20 protein-coding genes and 1 riboswitch are annotated in these 20,689 nt (G+C 72.2%); of the genes, 14 read left to right on the top strand and 6 right to left on the bottom strand.

The window, feature by feature from the left end; all coding sequences use genetic code 11:
- Position 1: 1 nt before the first annotated feature.
- Complete coding sequence (locus tag ACIOWN_RS08140) at positions 2 to 1,213, bottom strand: MFS transporter (protein ID WP_362347150.1); 1,212 nt, start codon at positions 1,211 to 1,213, stop codon at positions 2 to 4.
- A gap of 133 nt (positions 1,214 to 1,346) precedes the next feature.
- On the opposite strand from ACIOWN_RS08140, the gene ACIOWN_RS08135 reads away from it, so the two are divergent.
- From ACIOWN_RS08135 to ACIOWN_RS08090, 10 genes are all read left to right on the top strand, one after another.
- Complete coding sequence (locus ACIOWN_RS08135; protein ID WP_401981134.1) at positions 1,347 to 2,573, top strand: ROK family transcriptional regulator; 1,227 nt, start codon at positions 1,347 to 1,349, stop codon at positions 2,571 to 2,573.
- Positions 2,574 to 3,207: 634 nt separating this feature from the next.
- Positions 3,208 to 3,338, top strand: a riboswitch (FMN riboswitch).
- 154 nt (positions 3,339 to 3,492) lie between these two features.
- Positions 3,493 to 4,101 (top strand): riboflavin synthase, encoded by a 609-nt coding sequence (locus ACIOWN_RS08130; protein WP_401981131.1) that lies wholly within the window; start codon positions 3,493 to 3,495, stop codon positions 4,099 to 4,101.
- Positions 4,098 to 4,742: a nicotinamide riboside transporter PnuC gene (locus ACIOWN_RS08125; RefSeq protein ID WP_401981130.1), complete on the top strand. Its 645-nt coding sequence runs from the start codon at positions 4,098 to 4,100 to the stop codon at positions 4,740 to 4,742. The genes ACIOWN_RS08130 and ACIOWN_RS08125 overlap by 4 nt, the downstream gene beginning before the upstream one ends.
- Positions 4,739 to 6,067, top strand: a complete 1,329-nt coding sequence (locus ACIOWN_RS08120; protein ID WP_362347156.1) for a bifunctional 3,4-dihydroxy-2-butanone-4-phosphate synthase/GTP cyclohydrolase II — start codon at positions 4,739 to 4,741, stop codon at positions 6,065 to 6,067. Before ACIOWN_RS08125 ends, ACIOWN_RS08120 begins: the two co-directional genes overlap by 4 nt.
- 22 nt (positions 6,068 to 6,089) lie before the next feature.
- On the top strand, positions 6,090 to 6,575 hold the full coding sequence (gene ribH, locus ACIOWN_RS08115; protein WP_362347158.1) for a 6,7-dimethyl-8-ribityllumazine synthase: 486 nt from the start codon (positions 6,090 to 6,092) through the stop codon (positions 6,573 to 6,575).
- 34 nt (positions 6,576 to 6,609) lie between these two features.
- Positions 6,610 to 6,882, top strand: coding sequence for a phosphoribosyl-ATP diphosphatase (locus ACIOWN_RS08110; protein WP_362347160.1), 273 nt, complete (start codon positions 6,610 to 6,612; stop codon positions 6,880 to 6,882).
- A 56-nt stretch (positions 6,883 to 6,938) separates the two neighbouring features.
- Positions 6,939 to 7,787: an ATP phosphoribosyltransferase gene (gene hisG, locus ACIOWN_RS08105; RefSeq protein ID WP_362347162.1), complete on the top strand. Its 849-nt coding sequence runs from the start codon at positions 6,939 to 6,941 to the stop codon at positions 7,785 to 7,787.
- Positions 7,788 to 7,808: 21 nt separating this feature from the next.
- Positions 7,809 to 8,276, top strand: a complete 468-nt coding sequence (locus ACIOWN_RS08100) for a PH domain-containing protein (RefSeq protein ID WP_100567920.1) — start codon at positions 7,809 to 7,811, stop codon at positions 8,274 to 8,276.
- 223 nt (positions 8,277 to 8,499) lie between these two features.
- The gene (locus tag ACIOWN_RS08095; RefSeq protein WP_362347164.1) at positions 8,500 to 9,846 is read left to right on the top strand and encodes a hemolysin family protein; all 1,347 of its coding nucleotides are present in this window, start codon (positions 8,500 to 8,502) and stop codon (positions 9,844 to 9,846) included.
- Positions 9,843 to 10,937: a hemolysin family protein gene (locus ACIOWN_RS08090; RefSeq protein WP_362347166.1), complete on the top strand. Its 1,095-nt coding sequence runs from the start codon at positions 9,843 to 9,845 to the stop codon at positions 10,935 to 10,937. Before ACIOWN_RS08095 ends, ACIOWN_RS08090 begins: the two co-directional genes overlap by 4 nt.
- 33 nt (positions 10,938 to 10,970) lie before the next feature.
- Here the strand turns inward: ACIOWN_RS08090 and ACIOWN_RS08085 are convergent, their stop codons facing one another.
- A complete protein-coding gene (locus ACIOWN_RS08085; protein ID WP_362347168.1) occupies positions 10,971 to 12,836 on the bottom strand; it encodes an AAA family ATPase in 1,866 nt (621 codons plus the stop codon).
- A 431-nt stretch (positions 12,837 to 13,267) separates the two neighbouring features.
- Complete coding sequence (locus tag ACIOWN_RS08080) at positions 13,268 to 13,888, bottom strand: hypothetical protein (protein ID WP_362347244.1); 621 nt, start codon at positions 13,886 to 13,888, stop codon at positions 13,268 to 13,270.
- A gap of 242 nt (positions 13,889 to 14,130) precedes the next feature.
- Here ACIOWN_RS08080 and ACIOWN_RS08075 point away from each other — a divergent pair, with 242 nt between their 5' ends.
- Together ACIOWN_RS08075 and ACIOWN_RS08070 are read left to right on the top strand one after the other, a co-directional pair.
- Complete coding sequence (locus ACIOWN_RS08075) at positions 14,131 to 15,507, top strand: peptidase C39 family protein (RefSeq protein ID WP_362347169.1); 1,377 nt, start codon at positions 14,131 to 14,133, stop codon at positions 15,505 to 15,507.
- 198 nt (positions 15,508 to 15,705) lie between these two features.
- Positions 15,706 to 16,326, top strand: coding sequence for a TetR/AcrR family transcriptional regulator (locus ACIOWN_RS08070; protein WP_100567925.1), 621 nt, complete (start codon positions 15,706 to 15,708; stop codon positions 16,324 to 16,326).
- A 69-nt stretch (positions 16,327 to 16,395) separates the two neighbouring features.
- Here the strand turns inward: ACIOWN_RS08070 and ACIOWN_RS08065 are convergent, their stop codons facing one another.
- Positions 16,396 to 17,628, bottom strand: coding sequence for a glycoside hydrolase family 18 protein (locus ACIOWN_RS08065; RefSeq protein ID WP_362347171.1), 1,233 nt, complete (start codon positions 17,626 to 17,628; stop codon positions 16,396 to 16,398).
- A 324-nt stretch (positions 17,629 to 17,952) separates the two neighbouring features.
- On the opposite strand from ACIOWN_RS08065, the gene ACIOWN_RS08060 reads away from it, so the two are divergent.
- Positions 17,953 to 19,125, top strand: a complete 1,173-nt coding sequence (locus ACIOWN_RS08060) for an acyl-CoA dehydrogenase family protein (protein ID WP_358735845.1) — start codon at positions 17,953 to 17,955, stop codon at positions 19,123 to 19,125.
- Here the strand turns inward: ACIOWN_RS08060 and ACIOWN_RS08055 are convergent.
- Both ACIOWN_RS08055 and ACIOWN_RS08050 read right to left on the bottom strand, forming a co-directional pair.
- Entirely contained in the window at positions 19,088 to 19,339 is a 252-nt protein-coding gene (locus ACIOWN_RS08055; protein ID WP_362347173.1) for a hypothetical protein, read from the bottom strand. The genes ACIOWN_RS08060 and ACIOWN_RS08055 overlap by 38 nt on opposite strands.
- A gap of 180 nt (positions 19,340 to 19,519) precedes the next feature.
- Positions 19,520 to 19,966 (bottom strand): hypothetical protein, encoded by a 447-nt coding sequence (locus ACIOWN_RS08050; RefSeq protein WP_401981124.1) that lies wholly within the window; start codon positions 19,964 to 19,966, stop codon positions 19,520 to 19,522.
- 235 nt (positions 19,967 to 20,201) lie between these two features.
- On the opposite strand from ACIOWN_RS08050, the gene ACIOWN_RS08045 reads away from it, so the two are divergent.
- Positions 20,202 to 20,642 carry an Lrp/AsnC family transcriptional regulator gene (locus ACIOWN_RS08045; protein ID WP_100567930.1) on the top strand — a complete coding sequence of 147 codons (441 nt, stop codon included), beginning with the start codon at positions 20,202 to 20,204 and terminating at the stop codon, positions 20,640 to 20,642.
- Positions 20,643 to 20,689 lie beyond the last annotated feature (47 nt).

Here is a 20,689-nt window from a genome sequence, read left to right as displayed (position 1 = left end):
CTCAGGGCCGCGGGTCGGGCACCGCGTGGCTCGCGGGGCCGGTCTTCGTCCGGTTCCGGTCGCCCGCCCTGAGCACTCCCGCGAAGGCGACCAGACCGCACGCGAGGAGGGTCACCAGGCCGAAGGAGACCACCAGGCTGGTCGCCTGGGCAAGTCCGCCGATCGCGCTCGGCGCGACGAGCCCGGAGGTGTATGTGATGGTCGCGACACCGGCGATGGCCTGGCTGGGGTTCGGGCCGCTGCGGCCGGCCGCGGCGAAGCACAGCGGTACGACGACCGCGATACCCAGGCCCATCAGCGCGAATCCGGTCATCGCCACCGCCGGATGGCCCCCGGTGACGACGAGCAGGCCGCCGAGCACCGCCAGCACGCCGCTCGCCCGCACCGTGCGCACGGCGCCGAACCGGTCCACCACCCGGTCGCCTGCGATCCGCGCGATCGCCATGGTGAGGGTGAAGCCCGTGGTGCAGGCCGCCGCGAGCCCGGCCGAGGTCTCCAGCTGGTGCCGCAGATAGACCGCGGACCAGTCCAGGCTGGCGCCCTCCGCGAACACCGCGCAGAACCCGATCGCGCCGATCAGCAGCGCCGACTTCGGCGGCAGCGCGAACCGGGGCGGCGGCTCCTCGTCCTGCGCGGGCTGGAGGTCCAGCACCCAGGTGCAGGCGGCCACGCCCAGCACGGTCAGCACGGCGGCTGCCAGCAGATGGTGCAGCCGCGCGTCCGAGCCGAGGTGGGCTGCCACCGTGCCGGCCGCCGAGCCGACCAGGGCGCCCGCGCTCCACATGCCGTGCAGGCCGGACATGATCGAGCGGTCGAGCCGGTTCTCGACCTCCACCCCGAGGGCGTTCATCGCGACGTCCGCCATGCCCGCCGTGGCGCCGTAGAGGAAGAGGCCGAGGCACAGGGTCAGGAGGTTCGGCGCGAGGGAGGGCAGGACGAGTGCGAGCGTCCACAGCGCGATCAGGCCGCGCAGCGCGTTGCGGGCGCCGAAGCGGTGGCTGATGCCGCCCGCGAGCGGCATCGCGAGGGACGCGCCGAGCGCCGGGAAGGCCAGCGCGAGGCCGAGCTGCCCGGCGCTGACCCCGGTGTGGTCCTGGATCCACGGCACACGGGTCGCGAACGAGCCGGTGACGGCGCCGTGCACGGCGAAGACGGCGGCCACGGCGTACCGGGCGCGCCGTACCTCGCGCTGTTCGTAGACCACTGCGCTCATTGTCCGGCCCCTCCCGGGCTGACCGTCGTTGCCCCTCGCGCTCTCGCGCCGACGTAAACTATCAGGGAACCTGCCTGATAGATAGCCGATATCGCGGACGGCAGCAGCCCGCAGATCTGGGAGGATTCCCGGCATGCCCGCATCCCCGAGCACCGCCCGGGCCATCAACGACCGGCTCGCCCTGCGGCTGCTTCAGCAGCAAGGGCCTCTGACGGCAGGGCAGTTGAAGCAGCTCACCGGCCTGTCCCGGCCCACCGTCGCCGACCTCGTCGAGCGACTGACGGCCTCCGGCCTGATCGCCGTGGTCGGTGAGTCCGGCGAGCAGCGGCGCGGGCCCAACGCGCGGCTGTACGGCATCGTCGCCGACCGCGCCCATCTGGCCGCCCTCGACGTCCGCACGGACAGCGTGTCCGTGACCGTCGCCGACCTGCTGGGCCGGGAACTGGCCGCGGAGTCCGTGCCGATCGGCGGCGACGCGGGCACCGGGCCCGCGCTGGAGCAGGCGGTCGGTCTGGTGGAGCGGGTGGTCAAGGAGGCGGGGGCGGAGCGGCTGCACACGGTCGGCATTGGCGCGCCGGGCCTGATCGATCCGGTCACCGGTGAACTCCGCGACTCCACGGGACTGCCCGAATGGCACCGCCGGCTGGTGGCCGCCCTGCAGGAGCGGCTGCCGCGGGCCCGGGTCATCGTCGAGAACGAGACCAACCTCGCGGCGCTGGCGGAGCAGCGCGACGGGGCCGCCCGGGGCCGGGACACGTTCGTCCTGCTGTGGCTCGGCCACGGCACCGGCGCGGCCGTCGTCCTGGACGGAACCCTGCGCCGCGGTGCCTCCGGAGGCACCGGCGAGATCGGCTTCCTGCCCGTCCCGGGCACCGAGGGCCTGCCCTCGGCGACGGGCTGCGCGGACGGCTTCCACTCCCTGGCCGGCGCCGCGGCGGTGACGGAACTGGCCGAGCGGCACGGGCTGTCGGCCAACGGAACCGGCTCGGACCGCGCGGGGGGAACGGGTGCGGAGCCGGTCGCGGCGGAACTGGTGCGGGCGGCGGCACGGGCGACCACGGGGGCCGCCGGCTCCGCGGCGGCCTCGCGCTTCCTCGACGCCCTGGCCGACCGCGTCGTCCTCGGGGTGGCCTCCGTGGTGGCCGTTCTCGATCCCGGGTGCGTGGTCCTCGGGGGCGAGATCGGGCAGGCCGGAGGCGATGTGCTCGCCGCGCGCGTGGCGGAGCGCGTGGCCCGGATGTCCCCGCTGCCCACCGAGGTGAGGGCGGGCACGCTCGGCGGCCGGGCGGTGCTGCGCGGCGCGCTCGTGACCGCCCGCGACTGCGCCCAGGACGACCTGTTCGCCCCACCGGAGCGCTGAGGCCGCCCGGAGTCGGCTCGGCATCGCCAGGAAGCCGGCTCGGCGCCTCACGGAAGACGACTTGACGCCGCACGGGTGTCGGCCCGGCGTCGCGCGGAAGTCGGCCGGCGTCCCACGGCATCGGCCTGGCGCCGTGAGGAAGCCGGGCCCGGCGGCTCCACGGAGTCGGACCGGCGCTCCACCGAGTCAGACCGACGTTCCACGGAGTCTGCTTGGCGCTCCACGGAGACTGCCTGGCGTCCTACGGAGTCAGACCGGCGCTCCACGGAGTCAGCCCGGCGTTCTACGGAGTCGGCGTGGCGCCTCACGGAATCGGGCCGGGACCTCCGGCATCGGCCCGGCGCCGTAAGGGAGTCGGGCCCAGCCCCGTGCGAACTGCGCAGCTCGGGGCGGGCGTTCGGGACGGTGGGGTGGAACTTGCTTGCCCCATGCATCTGTTGACCTGTCTGGTCTAGTCCATTTAGGGTCGGACTGCGGCGCAGACCGGTCCGGCGGCGGTGACGACGGCCCTTGCCCGCCGCCGGACCTCCACGCCCGCGCACCGCCCCGCGGGCGGTACGTTCTGTGAGCCACCCCACACACTTCGTCCGTGGTCACGCCGATCGGGCGTGGCACACTGGCTCTGTACCAGTAGCAGCGCACTCCGGGGTCGGTGAAAGTCCGAACCGGCGGTTACAGTCCGCGACCCGGTCGCTTCCAGCGGCCGGTTGACCAGGTGGAATTCCTGGACCGACGGTTAAAGTCCGGATGGGAGGCAGTGCGCGGCGAGCGAGCACATCCGTGTGCGCCGCCGTCTCTGGGCTCGCCCTCCGCGGGCGGGTCCCGTCCGGCGTCGTCCTCCGAGTGTCCTCGTTCGTGCAGTCTGTCGACGTCGGCAGCCCCCGGAGTCCGTGCCCGAAGAGGCAGGAGGACCCGGGAAGTGTTCACCGGAATCGTCGAAGAGCTGGGCGAAGTCACCGCCGTGGAGGACCTCGGCGACGCCGCCCGCTTCCGGCTCCGCGGCCCCGTCGTGACCGAGGGCGCGCGGCATGGCGACTCCATCGCCGTGAACGGCGTCTGTCTCACCGTCGTCGAGCACGAGGGCGACGAGTTCACCGCCGACGTGATGGCGGAGACGCTCAAGCGCTCCAGCCTCGGCGTCCTCACCACCGGCTCCCGCGTCAACCTCGAACGCCCCACCGCCGTCGGCGCCCGCCTCGGCGGCCACATCGTGCAGGGCCACGTCGACGGCACCGGCACGATCCTGGAGCGCACCCCCTCCGAGCACTGGGAGATCGTGAAGATCTCGCTGCCGGCGGACCTCGCGCGCTACGTCGTCGAGAAGGGCTCCATCACCGTCGACGGCATCAGCCTCACCGTCGTCGAGGCCGGCGACGCGCACTTCACCGTCAGCCTCATCCCCACCACCCTGGCCCTGACCACCCTCGGCCTGAAGCAGCCGGGCGACCCGGTCAACCTCGAGGTGGACGTCGTCGCCAAGTACGTCGAGCGGCTGCTCGGCGACCGTTCCCGAGGAGCCGGACGGTGAACTGGCTCAACTCCGAGGCGTTCACCCTCCTCGGCCAGCACATCAAGTGGTCGGACATGACCGGCAACGTCATCGGGCTGCTCGGCCTGGCGTTCGGCTGGCGGCGCTCCATCTGGAGCTGGCCCACCCAGTTCCCGTCCGGCCTGATCCTGTTCGCCGCGTTCTCCACCGCCCACCTCTCGGGCAGCGCGGGCAAGCAGATCGTCGTCATGGTCGTCGCCGTCTTCGGCTGGTGGCAGTGGAACCGCGGCAAGGGCGGGGCGGCGGACGGCCACATCGCCGTACGGTTCGCCACCTGGCGCGAGCGTGCCGTACTGCTCGGCGCCGCCGCGGTCGGCACGGTCGCCGTCGCCGGACTGTTCCAGGCCTACCCGTCGCTGTCCTGGGACCCCTGGCCCGACGCCTACATCTTCGTCGGCACCGTCGTCGCCATGTACGCGCAGGCGCGCGGCATGGTCGAGTTCTGGTTCGCCTGGCTGCTCGTCGACGTCGTCGGCGTACCGCTCAACTTCGCCAACGGCTTCGCCTTCTCCGGCTTCGTCTACATCATCTACGGCGCGCTCGTCCTGTGGGGCATGCGCGACTGGTGGCTGCGCACCCGCACGGACGCGCGGCCGGTCCTGGAAGGAGCGCCCGCATGACAGCGGCACCCGTCCTCTACGGCACCGACACCATGGAGGACTTCACCCTCGACCCCGTCGAGCAGGCCGTCGCCGACATCGCGGCCGGACGCCCGGTCGTGGTCGTCGACGACGAGGACCGCGAGAACGAGGGCGACCTCGTCATCGCCGCCGAGAAGGCGACTCCCGAGATCGTCGCCTTCATGATGAGCGAGTGCCGCGGCCTGATCTGCGCCCCCATGGAGGGCGAGGAGCTGGACCGGCTGAAGCTGCCGCAGATGGTCGAGGAGAACACCGAGTCGATGAAGACCGCCTTCACGGTCTCCGTCGACGCCGGCGCCGCCCACGGCGTCACCACCGGCATCTCCGCCTCCGACCGGGCCACCACCCTCCAGCTGCTGGCGAGCGGCACAGCGCAGCCCGCCGACCTGGTCCGCCCCGGCCACGTCTTCCCGCTGCGCGCCCGCCCCGGCGGGGTGCTCGTCCGCCCCGGCCACACCGAGGCGGCCGTCGACCTCGCCCGGCTCGCGGGGCTCCGTCCGGCCGGCGCGATCGTCGAGATCGCCGGCGAGGACGGCCGGATGCTCCGCCTGCCCGAACTGATCGTCTTCGCCCGCAAGCACGGCCTGACGATCATCTCCATCGAGGACCTGATCGCGCACCGCCGCTCGCCCGGACTCCCGGACTTGCCCGAGCAGGGGGAACGGCTGTCCCAGCCCGCGGTCCTCCGCGAGGCCGAGGTCCGCCTGCCCACCGCGCACGGCGTCTTCACCGCGTACGGCTACCGCTCCACCGCCGACGGCGTCGAGCACGTGGCCCTGGTGCACGGCGAGATCGGCGACGGCGAGGACGTCCTGGTCCGCGTCCACTCCGAGTGCCTCACCGGAGACGTCTTCGGCTCCCAGCGCTGCGACTGCGGCCCCCAGCTGGACACCTCCCTGGAACGCATCCAGCAGGAGGGCCGCGGAGTGGTGGTCTACCTGCGCGGCCACGAGGGGCGCGGCATCGGCCTGATGTCCAAGCTGCGCGCCTACGAGCTCCAGGAGCGCGGCCGGGACACCCTCGACGCCAACCTCGAACTCGGACTGCCCGCCGACGCCCGCGACTACGGCGCCGGCGCGCGGATCCTCCAGGACCTCGGGGTGACGAGCGTCCGCCTGCTGACCAACAACCCCGACAAGACCGACGCCCTGCTCCACCACGGCCTGAAGGTCACCGGACGGGAGCCGATGCCCGTCCAGGCCGGCGAGCACAACCTCCGGTACCTGCGCACCAAGCGGGACCGGATGGGGCACGACCTGCCCTGGCTGGACACCACCGCCGTGTCCACCTGCGGCAACCAGTAAGCGAACAGACGCGAGGAGACACGTGAGCGGCAAGGGTGCACCGGAACTGTCCGTCCAGAACGTCGGGGACCTCAGGGTCGCCGTCGTCGCGGCGCAGTGGCACGAGAAGGTGATGGACGGACTGGTGGACGGGGCCCTGCGCGCCCTGCACGAACTGGGGATCGACGAGCCGACCCTGCTGCGGGTCCCCGGCAGCTTCGAGCTCCCGGTGGTGGCGAAGGTCCTGGCCGGCCGCGGCTACGACGCGATCGTCGCCCTCGGCGTCGTCATCCGCGGCGGAACCCCCCACTTCGACTACGTGTGCCAGGGAGTCACGGTCGGCCTGACCCAGGTGTCGGTCGACACCGGCGTCCCGGTCGGCTTCGGCGTGCTCACGTGCGACACCGAGGAGCAGGCCCTGGACCGGGCGGGCCTCGAGGGGTCCAGCGAGGACAAGGGCCACGAGGCGGTCACCGCGGCGGTCGCGACCGCCGCCACGCTCCGCTCGGTATCCGAACCCTGGCGGTGAGCAGCCGCCCGGAGCGCGTAGGGTTGGCACCACCATGTCCAAGAAGACGTTCGAGGAGCTCTTCACCGAGCTCCAGCACAAGGCAGCCGACGGCGACCCCGCCACCTCCCGCACCGCCGAACTGGTCGGCAAGGGCGTCCATGCCATCGGCAAGAAGGTCGTCGAGGAGGCCGCCGAGGTCTGGATGGCCGCCGAGTACGAGGGGAAGGAGGCGGCCGCCGAGGAGATCTCGCAGCTGCTGTACCACGTCCAGGTGATGATGGTCGCCCGCGGCATCTCCCTGGACGACGTCTACGCCCACCTCTGAGCACTCCGGGCAACCGCACACACTCCCGTACGAGACGAACAAAGGAAGCCGACCTCATGCTGCGCATCGCCGTCCCCAACAAGGGTTCACTCTCCGGCCCTGCGGCGGACATGCTGCATGAGGCCGGCTACCAGCAACGGCGGGAGTCCAAGGAACTGCGGATCGTCGACCCGGTCAACGAGGTCGAGTTCTTCTACCTCCGTCCCCGCGACATCGCGATCTACGTCTCCACCGGCCGCCTGGACATCGGCATCACCGGCCGCGATCTGCTCATCGACTCAGGCGCCGGCGCCGAGGAGATCCTGCCGCTCGGCTTTGCCCGCTCCACCTTCCACTACGCCGCCAAGCCCGGCGCGGTCGGCGGCATCGCGGACCTGAACGGCCGTACGGTCGCCACGTCCTACGAGGGCATCGTCAGCAAGCACCTTGCCGACAGCGGCATCGACGCCTCCGTCGTCCACCTGGACGGCGCCGTCGAGACCGCCATCGAACTCGGGGTCGCCGACGCCATCGCGGACGTCGTCGAGACCGGCACCTCCCTGCGCAACGCCGGCCTGGAGATCGTCGGCGAGTCGATCATGAAGTCCGAGGCGATCGTCGTCCGCCGCACCGGCGCCGACGTCGAGGAGCCCAAGGTGCAGCAGTTCCTGCGCCGCCTCCAGGGCGTCCTGGTGGCCCGGACGTACGTGATGATGGACTACGACTGCCGGGTCGAGCAGCTGGAGAGGGCCGTCGCGCTCACCCCCGGCCTGGAGTCCCCGACCGTCTCCCCGCTGCACAACGAGGGCTGGGTCGCCGTGCGCGCCATGGTCCCCGCCAAGGAGGCGCAGCGGATCATGGACGATCTGTACGAGATCGGCGCCCGGGCCATCCTCACCACGGCCATCCACGCCTGCCGCCTCTGAGGGACGAGGAGGCAACCAGAGATGTCCGAGCTGCCCGCACTTCCCGTCACCTTCCGCCCGGGCCGCACCCGGGCCGTCCTGCTCACCGCAGGGGCCGTCATATTCGTGGTGATCACCACCGTGGGCCTGCTGCTGGAGCAGCTCAGCCCCGGCGAACGGGTGAGTTTCGCCTTCACCGGCGCGCTCCTGGCGGGGGTCCTCGTCCTGCTCGCCCGGCCGAAGGTCGTCGCCGACGACTCGGGCGTCACCGTCGTCAACATCGCCGGCCGCCGCCGTCTGGAGTGGGCGGAGATCATACAGGTCAACCTGCGCCCGGGTGATCCGTGGGTGTTCCTCAACCTCAGCGACGGCACCAGCCTGGCCGCCCTCGGCATACAGCCGGGCATAGCGAAACAGCAGGCCATCGCCGACGCACGCGCCCTGCGCGCGCTCGTCGAAGCCCGTTCGGCCGCGGGCCCCGAGCAATCCGGCGACGAACCTCATAGCTGACTCGGGCGTCCACCCTGCCGCATCGGCCCGTGTCTTGATTAATCTGGTTGCGGACGCGTTTTCGCTGCGCCTCCGCCCCTGGGTCCCAAGACCGGTGCCAGGGGCTCCTGCTACCCGAGGAGTGACTCCCTCCGGCGATGGACGGATCGTCCTGCAGTACCTGCGCCGCCCCCTGCCGACATAGCGCGGACCTGTTCCGCGTGAACGCGGAGGCGGCGGCATCATGACCATCCCCCTGCTGCTCCTCGGAGCGGCTTTCCTGCTCATTCTCGCCAACGGCTTCTTCGTCGCGGCCGAGTTCGGCCTGGTCACGGTCGAGCGCCCGGACGCCGAGAAGGCCGCCGAGGAGGGCGACAGACGGGCCCTCAGGGTCGTCGAGTCCCTCAAGGAGCTGTCCTTCCAGCTCTCCGGCACCCAGCTCGGCATCACCATCACCTCCCTGGTCGTCGGCATGCTCGCCGAACCCGCGCTGGCCGGGCTGCTGCGCGGCCCGTTCGCGGCCGCCGGTGTCCCCGGAGGAGCCGTCTCCGGGGTCGCCGTCGTCGTCGGCATGCTGCTGGCCTCGGCGGTCCAGATGGTGATCGGCGAGCTCGTACCCAAGAACTGGGCGGTCTCCCGGCCCCTCCAGGTGGCGCGCTTCGTGGCCGGCCCCCAGCACCTCTTCTCGCGCCTGTTCCACCCGGTGATCTCCGCGCTCGACACGGTCGCCAACCGGCTGGTGCGCGCCCTGGGCGTCGAGCCCACGGAGGAGCTGGCCTCGGCCCGCACCCCCGGCGAGCTGGTCTCCCTGGCCCGCCACTCGGCCCGGGCCGGCGCCCTCGAACAGGACACCGCGGACCTCTTCGTGCGCACCCTGTCCCTGGGCGACCTGACCGCACAGCACGTCATGACCCCGCGGGTGAAGGTCAGCGCGCTCCAGTCCTCGGCGACCGCCGAGGACGTGGTCAACCTCACCCGCGCCACCGGACTGTCCCGCTTCCCCGTCTATCACGAGAAGATCGACGAGGTCGTCGGCATGGTCCACCTCAAGGACGCCCTCGCGGTGCCGTCCGACGAGTGGCTGCACACGCCGGTGGGCCGCATCGCCCGCCCGGCGCTGCTGGTCCCCGAGACCCTGCCGGTGCAGCCGCTGCTCGCCCAGCTCCGCAACGAGCAGCCGATCGCGGTCGTCGTCGACGAGTACGGCGGCACCGCGGGCGTCGTCACCCTGGAGGACATCGTCGAGGAGCTCGTCGGCGAGGTCCGCGACGAGCACGACGCCACCGACGTGCCGGAGGTGGCACCGGCCCCGCCCGAGGACGGCAGCCCCGCCTGGGACGTCGACGGCGGCTGCCGTGTCGACCTGCTCCGGCGGATCGGCCTGGACGCGCCCGAGGGCCCCTACGAGACCGTCGCCGGACTGGTCGCCGACCTGCTCGGCCGTATCCCGGCCCCCGGCGACCGCGCCGAGCTGCCGGGCTGGCGGCTGGCCGTGCGCCAGGTCGGGCACTACCGCGCGGAGCGGGTCCGGCTGGTCCGTACCGCCACCGTGACCGACGCGGTCCCGGCCGTGGCGGAGGCCGCCCGATGAGCGTGATCCAACTGCTGTTCGCCGCGCTGCTGGTCCTCGCCAACGGCTTCTTCGTCGGCGCCGAGTTCGCCCTCGTCTCCGTCCGCCGCAGCCAGATCGAACCGCTCGGCACCGCCCGGGCCCGCCAGGTGCTGCACGGTCTTGAGCGGCTGCCGCAGATGATGGCCGCCGCCCAGTTCGGCATCACCGTCTGCTCGCTCACCCTGGGCGCCGTCGCCGAACCCACGGTGGCCCGCCTGCTGGAGCCGGTGTTCGCATGGCTTCACCTGCCCAGCGGCGTGGTCCACCCGCTCGGCTACGTCATCGCGCTCGCGGCCGTGGTCTTCTTCCACCTCGTCATCGGCGAGATGGTGCCGAAGAACCTCGCCATGGCCGCGCCGGAGAAGGCCGCGCTGTGGCTCGGCCCCGGTCTGGTCGCCTTCGCCCGGCTGTGCCGGCCGATCACGGTGGCGCTCGGCGCCTGCGCCAAGGGTGTCCTGCGGCTCTTCCGCGTCGAGCCCAAGGACGAGGTCGAGGCCGCCTTCACCAGCGTGCAGCTCGGCCGGCTGGTCGAGGACTCCCGCCAGGCGGGGCTCCTCGACCCCGAGGAGCAGGAGCGCCTTGAGGACGCCCTGGAGCTGGGCTCGCGGCCGGTGACGGACGTCCTGCTCCCGCCCGAGGCACTGGTAACGGTCGGTCCGTCGGTCACGTCGGCCGAGATCGTCGCGCTCACCGCCCGCACCGGCTACTCCCGCTTCCCGGTCGCCGCCCCCGGCGGCGTCTTCCTCGGCTATGTGCACGTCAAGGACGTGCTCGACGTGGAGGACGCCGGGCAGGCCGTACCGCAGCGGACGTGGCGCCCGATGGCGACCCTGGGGGCCGAGCTGCCCCTGGACGACGCCCTGACCGTCATGCGCCGGGCGGCCACCCACCTGGCCCAGGTGGCGGACGCCTCCGGCACGGTGCTCGGCCTGGTGGCCCTGGAGGACGTGCTGGAACTGCTCGTGGGCGAGGTGCGCGACCCCGCGCACCGCCTGGCGGCCGAGGTACGGCTGACCGAGCCACGGGTCAGCGGCGAGCCGGAGGAGGCCCTGGCCACCCGGGCCCCGTGAGGCACCCGGACGCGGGGCCCCGGGATCCGTCCGTCACAGGGCCGACGGATCCTGGGGTCCCCGCCCCGACAGCACCTCCCCGTACGCCTGCATCAGGTCCGGCAGCCGCAGCGTCGACAGGTCGTCCCGGGTCGGGGTAGCCGGGTACGTCGACAGCCTGAGGTCCCGGTAGGCGCAGCTCTTCTCGTACAGGGTGCGCAGGAAGCGCCCGTTGCCGAGTTCGTCGATCCAGCCCTGGTCGACCACGTGCCCGGCGATCGAGTGCAGCTCGTCGCGGGCCTCGTCGTCCCACAGGTCGCCGTTCTCCGCGGCGAGCACCTTGCCGATCTCGGTGAGTTCCGCGGGCCGGTACGAGGGGAAGTCCACCCGGGTGGTGAAACGCGACGACAGCCCGGGGTTGGCGGCCAGCAGGCGGTCCATGCCCTCGGGATAGCCGGCCAGGATCACCACCAGGTGGTCGCGGTTGTCCTCGGCCCGCTTGAGCAGCACCTGGAGGGCCTCGTCCCCGTACGCGTCGCCCTTGCCGTAGCCGGAATTGGACAGGGAATACGCCTCGTCGAGGAAGAGCACGCCGCCGATCGCGGAGTCGATCAGCTCGTTGGCCTTGACGGCGGTCTGTCCCAGGTACTCGCCGACCAGGTCGGCCCGCTGCGCCTCCACCAGGTGGTCGCCGCCGAGCAGGCCGAGTGCGTAGAAGACACGGCCGAGGATGCGGGCGACGGTGGTCTTGCCGGTGCCGGAGGGGCCGGAGAAGACGAAGTGGCGCTTGGGCGGCTGCACGGGCAGCCCCTGCCCGGCCCGCAGCCGCGCCATGTTCAACTGCGCCGACAGGGCCTTGACCTGCCGTTTCACCGGTTCCAGACCCACCATGCGCTCGAGTTCGGCGAGTGCCTCCTCCAGTAACGCGGGGTCGGTGGGCCCGGTGGGCAGCGGAGGGTCGGCGGCCGGTGCGCGCCGGCGCACCGACGGATCGGCCACCGACGGCAGCGGACCGCTCACCGGCAGATCGGTCCCGGACAGCTTCAGGTCCCGGCCCTCGGTGCCGAACAGCGGGTCCAGCAGATCAGGGCCGTCCATGAGGTCCTGCCCGAGGCCGGTGAGGGTGATCGCGGCGAGACCGGCCGTGTCGTCGTACCCGTCGCCCTCGGCGATCGCCGCGAGCCGTGCCGAGGTGTCCATGAAGGCCGGATCGACCCGGTGCACCGCCCGGTACAGGGGGAGCGCCGCGGCGCTGCGGCCGGTGCCCTCGTGTGCCCGTGCCAGCCAGTACCTGAGCTCCTTGCGCTGCGGCTGCTCGCTGCGGCACCGCATCAGCGCGGCCGACAGCATCGGCTCGGCCTGCCCGTACATCTCCAGGCGCACCCGGGCCATGCCGCCGAACAGCCCGGCCTCTATGCCGAGCAGCGGATCGTCGAGCAGCGGGTCGGTGTGCCGGACGAGCTGCTCCCAGTCCTTGACGAGGTAGGCGCGGCAGGCGTGCAGGAAGCGGACCTGGGCGTCGGTGTCCACGGGCGGCAGCCCGGCGAGCGCGCGGTCCAGCTCGGGGACGTGGCGGCCGTCCAGCCAGTGCGAGGCGTGCGCGAGCAGCAGATCGCGCGGGCTCTCCAGCACGGGCTGCACCCACCAGCCCAGCCAGTACCAGGAGTTGAGGGTGCGGCGGTGCCGGGCGCGCTGTTCGCCGAAGCGTTCGCGGTGCCGGTACATCCTCAGCAGCGCGGTGGTCGTGTCGACGCGCAGCGCGTGCAGGCCGAGCCAGCCGTCGGCCATCGCCGGGTCCAGCCGCACCGCGGCCCGGAACTCCTCCTCCGCCTGTGGATAGGCCCCCATGGTGTAGGCGTCCACGCCTCGCAGCCACGCGAGGTCGGCCGGGGCCTTCGGGCCCTGCGTGCCGAAGTCCATCACGTCCCCCACAAACCGTGCCCCCGAAGGTTCGCCGCCAGGCATCCACCTGACGGCTTCCTGTGGTCGAACCGCTGTACCGCGGACCGGAGTTGCAGGTGCGCGAAGCAGCCGTTCGAAGGTCGCACCGAGGGCATGGTACCCGTGGGGCCGCCGGTCGCCGAAGGGTGCCGCACGGGCCGTTCGGCGAGGTGGCGGCGGACGGGACGCACCGTGCGTGGTGACCGAGTGTGAGCAAATGGCGTCACGCAGCGTCCGGAGAATGCGAAAAGGGCAGAACGAAGCCCCCGATCACGGGGGAACAACCGGGGGCTTCGTGTTTGCGGGCGGTACGCGATGACCGCTCATTCAGAACGTAAGACCTGTACGGCCCCCGGGTCAAGCGGAGTTGAGGGACTCGGGAAAGTCGCCCGGCGCGGATCTTCACAAGTTCAGCACATTGCCGACGACTCATCACCGTCAGTGACGAACTGGTCCGGTCCAACGACCCCGGCGGGCCCCGGAAGCACCGAGTACCCCTTGGGCAACTGCCGCACCAGAAGATCCGAGAACGGCCGCGAGGGGTCCTCGGCGAAGTGCCGCCGCTCGGCCTCGACCCACCCGGACCAGAACTCCCGCTGCTGCTCCCCGTCCCGCGACCGGCCCCGCGCCCAGGCCTCCTCGCGCGGCAGATCCATCCACAGCAGGTGTGCCAGATACGGGCGCAGCGCCCGCCGTCCCGCGCCCACGCCCTCGACCAGGATCACGGGCGCCGGCGGCAGCAACCGTGCGGTCCCGAACCGCCGCTCGCGCCAGTCGTAGGGGGCGTAGCGCGCCGTCGCCCCCCGCCCGAGCGGGTCGACGACCTCACGCAGCAGCCGCCCCTCCCAGCCGAACAGCTCCTCATGGCTCGCGACGTCGTCCAGGTGCAGCACCGGCGCGCCCCCCAGCGCCGCGGCCAGCTTCCCCGTGAACGTGGACTTCCCGGATCCCGCGTGCCCGTCGACACCGATCAGCCGCACGGTCCCGCAGGACGGCGGCACATCACGGAGGAAGGCGGCGAGGGCGTGGATGGCGGTTCCCGGTGAGCTGGGAGGGCGACTGTTCTCGGTGGTCAGTCTAGTGACCGCTGCCGGCGCCACTGCCCCTCGTGTGTCCGGCTCCGTGGGGACTCGACGCAGGTCATGCCAGTGGTGGAGACCAATATTGGTGGGCGTGGCGTATGTCGAAGTGCTGGCAGGAGCCGGGTGGCGCGGCCATAGTGGGCCCAGCCACGGACCCGCCCCGACGTCGGACACCTGGGGGTCATCCACCCATGAGCAGAGCCGAACAGCCGTCCCGCAGATCCGTTCTGGCCGTCGCGGTCGCCGCGGCGGCCATGGCGGGTGGTGCGGCCCCGGTGGCTGCCGCGGCCACGGCCGCCCCCGCCGCCGGCGCCAAGGGCGCCGGAGCCGCCCCCGCCCGCCCGGTCGACTACCGCGCCTGGACCACGTACACCGACTGGCGCGCGGGCACGACCCGCGGCACCCGCGCCGTCGCGGGCGCCCGGCCCGGCCTGGAGATCGAGAAGCCCGCGGGCACCACCGACTACACCGACCCGCACACCGGCACGACCGCCACCTGGGAGTACGGAACCTGGACCAGCCCGGCGCACCGGCTGTCCGTACCGGCCACGGAGGCGGTCGCCTCCTGGAACGCGCACACCCCGGCCGGCACCTGGATGCAGGTCGAACTGCGGGGCACGTACTCCGACGGCACGGACACCCCCTGGTACGTGATGGGCCGCTGGGCCGCCGGCGACCAGGACATCAAACGGACCTCCGTCGACGGCCAGAGCGACGGCCGCAGCACGATCTGGACGGACACCTTCTCCCTGGACGACCCGGCCTCCGGGCTGCGCCTCGCCTCCTACCGGCTGCGGCTCACCCTCCACCGCCGGCCCGGCACCCGGCTGACACCGACCGTCTGGCGGATCGGCGCCATGGGCTCCGACGTACCCGACCGCTTCACCGTCCCGGCCTCCACGCCCGGAGTGGCCAGGGAGTTGACGGTCCCGCGCTACTCGCAGTCGATCCACTCCGGCCAGTACCCCGAGTACGACAACGGCGGCGAGGCCTGGTGCAGCCCCACCTCCTCGCAGATGATCATCGAGTACTGGGGCGGGCGGCTCACCCCCGGGCAACTGTCCTGGGTCGACCCGTCCTACGCCGACCCGCAGGTGTGCAACGCGGCCCGGTACACCTACGACCACCAGTACGAGGGCTGCGGCAACTGGCCGTTCAACGCCGCATACGCCGCCACGTTCAAGGACCTGCAGGGGGTGGTGACCCGGCTCGGCTCGCTCACCGACCTGGAGACGCTGATCGCGGCCGGGATCCCCGCCATAACGTCCCAGTCCTTCCTCAATACCGAGCTGACCGGGGCCGGTTACGGCACCAACGGCCATCTCATGACCGTCATCGGCTTCACCGCCGACGGCGACGTGATCGCCAACGACCCGGCCTCGCCGAGCGATTCGGCGGTACGGCGCGTCTACCGGCGCCGGGAGTTCGAGAACATCTGGCTCAGGACCAAGCGCTACAACGCCTCCGGCAAGGTGGCCTCCGGCTCCGGCGGCATCTGCTACCTGTACTTCCCGGCCCACCTCACCGGCCCCCAGCGCAAGGCGCTCGCCGCCGTGGGCGTGAGCTGACCGAAACCGCGCGCGTACGAGGGCCCCGGGCGACCGGGGCCTTCCCGGCGCTCTGCCTCCGCGCCCGGCCGGCCTGCCATACTGCGGTTGTCCGACCGCCAGTTGGAGGCCAGGGTCGAATTGAACGTCAGGCAACCGCGTGAGACCGCCCTCCCGCACGCTCTCGACTCCGTTCGAGCGGGAAGGACCACCAGCCGGGTGCGCGGCACCGAGCGCTCCGCGGGGCGTCGCGCCGAACTTCTCGCCATCGGGCGGAGGTTGTTCGCCGACACCTCCTACGATGCCCTCTCGATGGACGACATCGCCCGGCAGGCCCATGTGGCCAAGGGGCTGATCTACTACTACTTCCGGTCCAAGCGCGGCTACTACCTGGCGATCATCGAGGACTCCGTGGCCGACCTGGTCACCTCCGCGGCGCGCGGCCTGGACATGCCGGCCGTGGACCGGGTGCACCGCACCATCGAGGCCTATCTGCGCTACGCGGAGCACAACCAGGCCGCCTACCGCACCATCGTCAGCGGCGGCGTCGGCTTCGACACCGAGGTGCACTCCATCCGGGACGGCGTGCGCGAGGCCATCGTCGCGACCATCGCGGAGGGCGCCTACGGCCGTACCGCCATCGCCCCGGTGGCCCGTATGGGGCTGCTCGCCTGGGTCTGCAGTGTCGAGGGCGCCACCCTGGACTGGATCGGCCGGCCAGGACTCTCCCGGGACACCATGCGCGACCTGCTGGTGAAGACCCTCGGCGGCGCGCTGCGCGCCATCGAGGAGATCGACCCGACCCACCCGGCCCCCGCACCGGCCCGCCGCGACGGCTGAGAGGCGAGGGACGAGAAATGGACGGGGCGGAGGGGGACTCGCCCTCCGCCCCGCGTAGGGGAAGGCGTGCTAACCGATCGCCTTGATCAGCTCGCCGCTCGCCGTGTCGCCGCTCAGTTCCCACAGGAACGTCCCGCCGAGGCCCTGGTCGTTCTTGTACGCCATCTTGGTCGCGATGGTCTCCGGAGTGTCGTAACTCCACCATTCGCGGCCGCACTTGGCGTACGCGGTGCCGCCCACCGTGCCGGTCGCCGGACAGGTGTCCTTGAGCACCTTGTAGTCGTCGATGCCCTGTTCGTACGTGCCGTTCGCCGGGCCCGTGGCCGTGCCGCCCGGGGCGTCCTGGGTGACGCCGGTCCAGCCGCGTCCGTAGAAGCCGATGCCGAGCAGCAGCTTCGAGGCGGGGATGCCGAGGCCCTTGAGCTTGGTGATGGTCGCCGAGGTGGTGTACTCCTCCTTCGGGATGCCGGAGTACGAGGTCAGCGGCGAGTGCGGAGCAGTCGGCCCGGCCGCGTCCCAGGCGCCGAAGTAGTCGTAGGTCATGGGGTTGTACCAGTCGACCCGGGCCGCGGCGCCCGCGTAGTCGGCCGCGTCGATCTTGCCGCCGTCGCTCGCGTCCGCCGGGATCGCCGCGGTGACGAGCGCATCGCCGCCGAACTTGGCGCGCAGCGCCGTCATCAGGTTCGTGAAGGCCTCGCGGCCGCTGGTGTCGCAGGTGTCGCCGCAGGCGTTGGGGTACTCCCAGTCGATGTCGATGCCGTCGAAGACGCCCGCCCACCTGGGGTCGTTGACCAGGTCGTAGCAGGACTGGGCGAAGGCGGCCGGGTCCTTCGCGGCGTCGCGGAAGCCGCCGGACCAGGTCCAGCCGCCGAACGACCACAGCACCTTCAGGCCGGGGTGCTTCTCCTTCAGCTTCAGGAGCTGGTTGAAGTTGCCGCGCAGCGGCTGGTCCCAGGTGTCGGCGACGCCGTCCACCGACTCGTCGGCGGTGTAGGCGCGGTCGGTCGCCGCGTAGGCGTCGCCCATGGCGCACCGGCCGCCGGTGACGTTGCCGAAGGCGTAGTTGATGTGGGTGAGCTTCGCCGCGGAGCCGGAGGTCTCGATGTTCTTGACGTGGTAGCCGCGGTCGTAGACGCCCCATTCGGTGAAGTAGCCGACCACTTTGGAGCCCTCGGCGGCCGACGGGGCGGCGGACCGGGTGGGGGTGGCGGTGGCCGTGCTCGCACCGGCGAGCAGTCCGGCGCCGAGGGCGACGGTACAGGCGGTGGACAGCAGCGCCCGGAGGCGGTGCGGAGTGTGCATCGGTGTCTCCTCGTGGGGGAGAGGGGATCGTGCCGATTGGCATGAACGCGGAATGCGTGGTTCCGGGGCACCGTAGGAGGACTGGACCAGTGGGGTCAATGGTTCGGACCAATTTCCGGCCCCGGGGATTTCTGGAAGTAAGCGCTCGTTAACCGGTGACGCGATGCCCCGGATCGGGCATACTCACAGCGCACAGCCGCTGGTCAGCAGCTACCGAGACCCGGGATCGCCGACACCCGGCTGGGCCCGAGAACGACCCCGGCGGAGCCGCCCCACCCAAGGCGCACATCCGCCGATGTGCCCGAAAGGGAGGAGAGCGTCGCCATGCCCGACCGCGCCCCGCAGCCGGTGGACCGGCAACTGCCCACGGAGGAGGCCCGGGATCTGATCTCGCTCGTCCGCGACATCGCGCAGCACGAGATCGCCCCGAAGGCGGCTGAGGAGGAGGACGCGGGACTCTTCCCGCGCGAGGTCTTCACCCTGCTCTCCCGCTCCGGACTGCTCGGCCTGCCCTACGACTCCGCGTACGGCGGAGGCGACCAGCCCTACGAGGTCTACCTCCAGGTCCTGGAGGAACTGGCCGCGGCCCGCCTCACCGTCGGCCTCGGCCTGAGCGTGCACACCCTCGCCTCCTACGGGCTCGCCGCCTACGGCACCAAGAAGCAGCAGGTGGAGCATCTGCCCGCGATGCTGGGCGGCGGCCTGCTCGGCGCGTACGCCCTCTCCGAGCCGGCCTCCGGCTCCGACGCCGCCTCGCTCAGCACCAAGGCGGTCCGGGACGGCGACGGCTGGGTGCTCACCGGGACCAAGTCCTGGATCACCCACGGCGGGGTCGCCGACTTCTACACGGTGATGGCCCGCACCGGAGAGCGGGGCCCGCGCGGCATCACCGCCTTCCTGGTGCCGGGTGACGCCGAGGGCCTGAGCGCCGCGGCCCCGGAGAAGAAGATGGGCCTCAAGGGCTCGCCCACCGCGCAGATCCACCTCGACGGCGTCCGGGTCGGCGACGACCGGCGCCTGGGGGAGGAGGGGCAGGGCTTCGCCATCGCCCTGTCCGCGCTCGACTCCGGGCGGCTCGGCATCGCGGCCTGCGCCATCGGCCTCGCCCAGGCCGCGCTGGACGAGGCGGTCGGCTACGCCGCCGGGCGGCAGCAGTTCGGGCGGCCGATCTCCGACTTCCAGGGCCTGCGCTTCATGCTCGCCGACATGGCCACGCAGATCGAGGCGGGCCGCGCGCTGTACCTGGCGGCGGCGCGGCTGCGGGACGCGGGCCTGCCGTTCGCGCGGCAGGCGGCCATGGCCAAGCTGTTCTGCACCGACACGGCCATGAAGGTCACCACGGACGCCGTCCAGGTGCTCGGCGGATACGGCTACACCACGGACTTCCCGACCGAGCGCTACATGCGCGAGGCCAAGGTCCTGCAGATCGTCGAGGGCACCAACCAGATCCAGCGGATGGTCATCGCCCGTCACGTAGCGGGTCCCGAGACCCGCTGAGCCGCGCGAGACCGGCCGGCGGCGCCGCCAGGCGGACCCACTCCGGGTCGTGCCGTCCCGGCAGGGTGCGGCCGCGGTCGGCCCAGGTGCGCATCAGGTCGCGGTAGATCGGCGGGTCCGCGGGCTGCGGAGGCGCAGGCGGAACCGATTCTGCGGGCGGCGGCGGCATGAAGACCCGCCGCCGTCGTCCGGCCGCCGGATGCGTGGTGGTCATACCCGGGCAACGCGGAGTGCGGGGCACAGGTCACCACCCGGTGGAATCGAGCGTGAGTTCACCGGCGTCCGGGCCGGCGGCCTCCGGGACGCGGGTGGGCTGTTCGGCACCACGGCGGCCTGCGTGCCAGGGCCGTGGCGCACGGACGGACGAGGGCGCCCGGCGCTGCCGCGGCGCCGCTCAGGCGGCGTACCGGTGAAGCTGCGGCACGCGCATCGGGCGGGAGCCCGGGCCGCCGACGTGCGAGAAGGGCTGCGTGCGCCAGTCGAGGCCCTGCGGGAGCGTCAGCAGCAGCGCGGTGTCCTGCTCCTGGGGACCGAAGGACTCGTCCGCGGGCCGGGCCTCGGACGCCCAGCGGCCCGTACCGGCGCAGACCGTGAGCCCGAACGGGTTCCACGGCGAGGCGCACAGCGCGTGCTCCGGCAGCACCTCCTCGTCCGCCAGCAGGGCGATGGGCTGCGCGCACTCCGGGCACATCACCCGGTACATCTCGAAGGTGTCGTAGGCGTCGGCTTCCGCGCCTTCCACGTCGTCGTCGGTATCGGATTCCAGCCACTCCGGCTGGAGTTCGACGACCGACTGCCGTCGCCTGGGCACAGAACGACCAGGGCGCTTGAGACTCTGCATGGGATTCTCCCCCTAAGGCTGGGCCGTGAAAGGCACTGCGGCCTCGACCACAGCAAGCACTTCCCGTCCGCTCTCGCCGGTAATCACGAGACCATCACGCAGGGGCTTCGAGGCGTGTGGCGTTGGTCACATGCCGTGCGCAGGTGCCCGCCGTGGTGTGTTTGTCCGCCGACGGGACACGACCCGGGCCGCTGGGCTGTCCCGGGAGATCAGGCGCCCTGTAGGTTCTTGCGCCATGGAGGAGCTGGACCGACAGATCGTGCAGCTGCTCGTCAAGGACGGGCGGATGAGCTACACCGACCTGGGCAAGGCCACCGGCCTGTCCACGTCGGCCGTGCACCAGCGGGTGCGGCGGCTGGAGCAGCGCGGTGTCATCCGCGGCTACGCCGCGGTCGTCGACGCCGAGGCCGTGGGGCTGCCCATGACCGCCTTCATCTCGGTCAAACCCTTCGACCCCAGCGCCCCCGACGACATCGCCGACCGCCTGGCCGGCGTCCCCGAGATCGAGGCCTGCCACAGCGTCGCCGGAGACGAGAACTACATCCTCAAGGTGCGCGTCTCCACCCCGCACGAACTGGAGGAACTGCTCGCCCGCGTACGCACGCTGGCGGGCGTCTCGACCCGCACGACGGTGGTCCTCTCCACCCCGTACGAAGCCCGCCCGCCCCGCGTCTGACCCCGCCCGGAGGCCCTGCGGCGGAGCTCCGGGGCGTGCCGGGGCGA

Origin of the sequence: Streptomyces sp. NPDC087787 (assembly GCF_044743035.1) — a bacterium.
Classification (GTDB): Bacteria; Actinomycetota; Actinomycetes; order Streptomycetales; family Streptomycetaceae; genus Streptomyces.
The sequence above is the reverse complement of the archived record's forward strand: the minus strand, read 5'-3'. Positions and strand labels throughout refer to the sequence as shown.